The sequence below is a fragment of the Wandonia haliotis genome (genome assembly GCF_039523435.1).
Classification (GTDB): Bacteria; Bacteroidota; Bacteroidia; order Flavobacteriales_D; family Crocinitomicaceae; genus Wandonia; species Wandonia haliotis.
In genome coordinates this window covers 497408-503478 of record NZ_BAAAFH010000022.1, presented here as the reverse complement: position 1 = coordinate 503478, position 6071 = coordinate 497408, and the positions used below count along the sequence as shown (strand labels likewise).

4 protein-coding genes are annotated in these 6071 nt (G+C 40.5%); 3 read left to right on the top strand and 1 reads right to left on the bottom strand.

Translation table 11 applies throughout. The features are described 5' to 3' along the window. A partial coding sequence (locus tag ABDZ97_RS14900; RefSeq protein WP_343789462.1) for a type IX secretion system membrane protein PorP/SprF occupies nt 1-229 on the bottom strand: 229 nt, incomplete at its 3' end. A 183-nt stretch (nt 230-412) separates the two neighbouring features. On the opposite strand from ABDZ97_RS14900, the gene porU reads away from it, so the two are divergent. From porU to ispF, 3 genes are read left to right on the top strand one after another with little or no spacing between them, the layout of a single operon-like run. Next, nucleotides 413-4252 carry a type IX secretion system sortase PorU gene (gene porU, locus ABDZ97_RS14895; RefSeq protein ID WP_343789459.1) on the top strand — a complete coding sequence of 1280 codons (3840 nt, stop codon included), beginning with the start codon at nt 413-415 and terminating at the stop codon, nt 4250-4252. A gap of 58 nt (nt 4253-4310) precedes the next feature. Beyond that, complete coding sequence (gene porV / locus ABDZ97_RS14890; protein WP_343789456.1) at nt 4311-5588, top strand: type IX secretion system outer membrane channel protein PorV; 1278 nt, start codon at nt 4311-4313, stop codon at nt 5586-5588. 3 nt (nt 5589-5591) lie between these two features. Continuing rightward, the gene (gene ispF, locus ABDZ97_RS14885; protein ID WP_343789453.1) at nt 5592-6071 is read left to right on the top strand and encodes a 2-C-methyl-D-erythritol 2,4-cyclodiphosphate synthase; all 480 of its coding nucleotides are present in this window, start codon (nt 5592-5594) and stop codon (nt 6069-6071) included.

Sequence of the window (6071 nt, the reverse complement as noted above, 5' to 3'; positions counted from 1 at the left end):
CGTATGAAGCACTGTAGGTGACAAAGTTACCCGAGATAGCCGGCCATTGATTGCGATAATTAAGTGCAAAACGTGGGCATCCGTGTGTTCCCGCTAGAGCAGGATTCAGATACAAAGGATTTGCATAGAATTGTGTGAATATGGGGTCTTGCGCCTTTACTTCCTGAAATGCCCAGGAAAATGCCAAGATAGCAAGTATGTAGTTTTTCCAGTTGCTCAATTTCTGCATGTTTATTGCAATTACTATAACACAATCAACCGCCAATGTTACGAAAAAAAAAAGAATTAGTCTCAAAAGTTGTCAACGAATTGACAATAATTTTTTGAATTTTCCGTTTTTTTACAAATCGTCCCCTTTTGAACGGGAATGATTTTGTAGTGTTTCGTAATATTGTCGCAAATATACAATCGGATGATACGTTGCTTAGTTGGAATTGTTACATTTTTTTCTTTTTATTCTCTTTATTCTCAGAATACATTTGAGGTAGAACTCAATTGGGAGGGAGAGTTCAGGACCGTTACCCGATTTGAGGAAGAGCTTAAATTTCCGGCGGTGGATCTTGAATATGATAAAAAAGGGAGACCGGTATCAATATTCCGAAAAAGAGATAAGTTGCTTCGATCTAATGCTGTAAGTGTTTCAATTGTAAACTTTGAAACGGAACCGGCAAGTTCTTTTGATCGTCAGTTTATTTTGGATAACGGGTTGGATATTCCTGTGAATCCTGAGTATAGTTTTAAGCGGGCATCAGATCGGGGAGATTACTTTATAGGAGGTGAAATCTTTCCTTATGTAAAGCAAAATAATGAGTTGAAAAGGGTGAAAAAGATTTATTTTTCTTCGACCCTTACTCCACTGCCTTTTCAAACAAAAGCCGGATTTGTAACATCATCTGTTCTGGGAAATGGACAATGGTATAAAGTACGGATTTCAACAACGGGAATGTATCGGTTGGATAGGTCTTTTTTGGAGGGCTTGGGAATAAATACTTCAGGGCTAAACCCGGATCATATTCATGTTTATGGAAATGCCACAGGAATGTTGCCGGAAGATAATTCGATTGATCGACCTGATGATCTTGTGAAAAATGCAATAGAAGTAGTAGGAGGAGGAGATGGTAGTTTTGATGCGAATGACTACATTCTTTTTTATGGAGTGGGACCGGATGAAATAGTTGTAGAGACAGGTGGGATTCTGGCAAAGAAAAAGCACCTGTATGATGCTTACAGTTACTACTATATTTCAGTGAATTCTTCTACGCCACCCCTTCGTATTTCCGGTGCCGATCTTACAAATCTTCCTTCTACACACATTATTGCAGGAAGTGATCAGGTTGTGACACATGAAAAAGATGATCGGAATCTGATAAAAAGCGGGAAGCGATGGTATGGAGAAGAGTTTGATTTTCAATTAGAGTATACATTCAATTTTTCGCTTCCGGGAATTCAGACAGAAGAGCAAATAAAATTATTTACTTCGTTGGCTTATGCGAATTCGGGAGGGTCGAATCTGATGCGGGTTTATCTGAATAACAGTCAGGTACAAAGTTATCCCTTCACGGTTGTGGGAGGTAATAATTTTGCGAATCGTAGTTTTCAGACTACTAACCATAACGTGACAGGCTCATCTGCATCCGTGAAAATGGTATTGGAAAGGACAAACCCTTCAACGATTGCCTGGTTGGATAAGATAGAACTGAATTACCGCAGGAGTCTTTCGTACGGTGGAGGACAGGTTACCTATAGAGATTTAAGAACAGTGGGTATTGGAAATATTGCGCAGTATACATTGTCAGGAAGTATAGGGAATATGAATGTGTGGGAAATAACCGATCCGCATATCCCGGGAGTAGTAAACGGAACTGTTTCGGGAAGTACTTTCAGTTTTCGTTTTGCAGCAGACTCGTTACGTCAGTTTGTAGCATTTACGCATTCTTCACTTCTTGTTCCTGAGGCAGTAGGAAGGGTTGAAAATCAAAATTTACATGCATTGAGTAAAGCTGAATATCTGATTGTTTCCCATCCTGATTATCTTGCACAGGCAAATCGTTTAGCTGACCTTCACAGGGCAGATGGGATGGCAGTGCATGTGGTTACTACAAGTCAGGTGTACAACGAGTTTTCTGCCGGAAAAGCCGATCCCGTAGCCATTCGTTTTTTTGCAAAAATGTTTTACGACAGAGCGTCTGGTATTCCTGCTGATATGCCGAAATATTTGTGTTTGTTCGGGGATGGAACATACGACCCTAAAGATCGGGTAGCTAACAATAATAACAGAATTGTCACATATCAGAGTGATAACTCTGAGAATGTGGTGACTTCGTTAACCTCAGATGATTTCTTTGGATTACTGGATGATTCGGAGTCTTTTTCCGGCGCTGACGGACTTGATCTTGGCGTAGGACGGATCATTGCTTCTACTACCGGTCAGGCAAAAATGTTGGTAGATAAAATTGTACATTATAAAAATAATGGCTCAGATTTATTTGCATCGACGCAATCCGGTACATGTGGAACGGAAAACGACGGAACATACGGAGACTGGCGTCTGTGGGTTACTCATATTGCAGATGACGAAGATGGAGGGCAGTTCGTTCTTGATCATGAAGGATATGTTGCCAATTATTCGGCAATTTTCCCGGAGTTGAATTATGATAAGATCTACTTAGATGCTTTTACGCAAATAACAACTTCTGGAGGGCAGCGTTACCCGGATGTTCCACCTTTGATCAATTCAAGAATAGAAAGAGGGACTGTTCTGATGAATTATGTAGGACACGGAGGAGAAACCGGTCTTGCACTGGAACGTATTATAACCATTCCGCAGATTCAGTCATGGAGAAATATTGATAAGCTCCCTCTTTTTGTTTCGGCTACTTGTGAGTTTACCCGTTTTGATGATCCTTCCAGATTGTCGGCAGGAGAGTATATGTATCTTTCGGATAAAGGTGGTGCAATATCCCTTATGACAACAACCCGTCCGGTATATATTAATGTGAATTCAATTGTTGGGGGGGCTTTGTATGATTATGTATTCAACAGAGATGCCAACTTTCTCCCGATTCCAATGGGGGAAACCCTGATGATGACAAAGAATAATTCGACTTCGGATGCCAATCGAAGAAGTTTTATGCTTTTGGGGGATCCGGCACTTCGCTTGTCGTTACCGAAAGTAAACGTTGTTGTTGATTCGGTAAATGGTAAAGCTCCTTCTGTAGAAATGGATACGCTACGATCGTTGAGCAAGGTGACAATAAAGGCACATGTTGAGGATGAAAACGGAAATCCCCTGACAGGCCTTAACGGAGTTGCTGTACCAAGTGTCTTTGATAAACCTTTGGATAATCAGACGCTTGCTCAGGATCCGGGGTCTCCACAGTTGACATTTCAGACGCAGAAAAATATCTTGTACAGAGGAAAGTCAACCGTTACAAATGGAGCATTTGAATTTACTTTCGTCGTTCCAAAGGATATAAACTATTCTTTTGGTAACGGAAAAATAAGTTTGTATGCAAATTCGGATAATATAGATGGTGCCGGGTCAGATTTTAGAGTGATTGTTGGAGGTGTAAATCCTGACGGGTTAGATGATAGCCAGGGGCCTGATGTCAATCTGTTTATGAATGATGATAAATTTGTGAGCGGAGGAATGACAAATGAAAACCCGGTCCTGATAGCAAAGCTATTTGATGAAAATGGAATTAATGCCGTAGGGAATGGAATCGGACACGACATAACAGCGATTCTTGATGGGAAAACAAGCTCGCCTATTGTTCTGAATGATTACTATGAGGCGGAGTTGGACAGTTATCAGGAAGGTGCCATTCGTTATCAGTTTGAAAATCTTGACCCGGGAAGACACACACTGACATTTAAAGCCTGGGACGTTAATAATAACAGTTCGGAAGTGACAATGGATTTTGTCGTTGTAGAAAATAAAGAAATAACGATTGATCACGTTTTGAATTATCCAAATCCGTTTACAACACATACGGAATTTTTCTTTGAACACAATCAGGTAGATGCTTCACTGGAGGTACAGGTTCAGATTTTTACAATAAGTGGAAAGCTGGTGAAAACAATTAATGAGCCGGTAACAACTTGTGGTTTCCGTTCCAATGGAATTGCCTGGGATGGAAGAGATGATTTTGGAGATCAGTTGGCGAAAGGAGTGTATGTGTATCGTCTGTCAGTGAAAGCTCCGGACGGCACAAAAGCAGATAAAACTGAGAAATTGGTATTGTTAAAATAATCCCACACAATAAAAACAGTGAAAAAACGTATATTTGTGGCACTATATTTAGAATTAGATGATTAAACAATTTGTAACCGTTGCTATAGGACTTGCCTCTTTCTCTTTTGTGTTGGGGCAGGGAACGAATCCAAGTCAATTTGACAAAGCTGAGCAGGTTCAGCTAAACACAATCACAACAGCTGTTCCGTTTATTGGAATAACACCTGATTCCCGTTCCGGGGCAATGGGGGATATTGGTGCGGGGATTTCTCCTGATGCGAATTCTCTTTACTGGAATACATCGAAATTGGCGTTCGCTGAAAAAGACTTTGAGATAGCGGTATCGTATTCTCCCTGGTTGCAGCGTTTGGCAAAAGATATTCACTTGTCTTATCTGTCCGGATATAAGAAGATTGGAGAGCGTCATGCTGTTGGAGGATCACTGCGTTACTTTTCTTTAGGAAATATCACATTTACGGATGTGCAGGGAAAGAAAGTGAGAGACTTTACTCCTTCTGAACTTGAGTTGACGGTAGGGTATGCATTCCAGTTAAGCCGTGTTTTCTCAATCGGTTTGAACGGAAAGTATATTTTTTCTAACCTGACAGGAGGAACAACCGTTCAGGGAGCGAATACAAAGGCTGGTCAGGCTGGAGCGGCGGACTTATCATTCTCTTATTATGATAAGGAGAAGAAATGGTTTGGTAAAAAAGCCGAAGTGGGAGTGGGACTGACGATTTCCAACATAGGAAATAAGATTACGTATTCTCAGAATGGAGCAACGGATTTCTTGCCTACGAACCTGCGTTTAGGAACAGCCGTAAAAACGCATATTGACGAATACAATGCAATTACTTTCGGTGTAGACGTTAACAAGTTATTGGTTCCTACTCCTCAGGTTATGGTGAACGGAAATGATGGAAATAATTACTGGATTGGAAAGGATAACAATGTAGGAGTTATTACTGGTATTTTTCAATCTTTTGGTGACGCTCCGGGAAGAGCATTGTTAGATGAAAACGGAGAAGCTATTGTTGAGAACGGAGAAGTGCAGATTAAAAAGAATAGCCGTTTCGGGGAAGAAATTCGCGAGATCAATTTTGGTGTAGGATTGGAATACTGGTATAATGAAGTATTTGCTGTTCGTACAGGATACTTTCATGAAGACCGATCCAAAGGAAATCGACAGTACCTGACGTTTGGGATCGGACTTCAGTACAATGTTTTCGGATTGGATATTTCCTATCTGGCGGCATTTTCAAGACTGAATCCACTGGCAAATACATTGCGTTTTACCCTTCGTTTTGTGTTTGATAAGAAATCTTCGGTTGCAAAATCAGCTGATGAAGAGTAATAGATGAAATTAAGAATCGGATACGGTTTTGATGTCCATCGGCTAGCCGATGGACATTCTTTGTTTATTGGGGGGGTAAAAGTGCCTTCGGAGTTTGGTGCTGTAGGACACTCTGATGCAGATGTGTTGCTACATGCTGTTTGTGATGCTCTTTTAGGTGCTCTTTCTCTAAGAGATATAGGATACCATTTCTCAGATACAGATCCTGCGTTCAAAGGGATAGACAGTAAAATTTTGCTGGAGCGTGTTTTCAGTATGATTAAAGAAAAAGGATACGCTGTAAACAATATAGATACAACTGTTGTCCTCGAAAAACCCAAATTAAGTTCGTATATTCCGGAAATGCAGAAAGTGATTAGTACACTACTGGAAGTAAGTGAAGATTGTGTTTCTGTTAAAGCAACAACACATGAAACGGTAGACTCTTTTGGTGAGAAAAGAGCTATAAAAGCGTATGCTTGTTGTCTGCTGATTAAGAAATGA

Bases quoted from the DNA above. Each gene is read 5' to 3' on its own strand.
- porV (WP_343789456.1), top strand. From the start codon at position 4,311: ATGATTAAACAATTTGTAACCGTTGCTATAGGACTTGCCTCTTTCTCT.
- porU (WP_343789459.1), top strand. From the start codon at position 413: ATGATACGTTGCTTAGTTGGAATTGTTACATTTTTTTCTTTTTATTCT.
- ispF (WP_343789453.1), top strand. From the start codon at position 5,592: ATGAAATTAAGAATCGGATACGGTTTTGATGTCCATCGGCTAGCCGAT.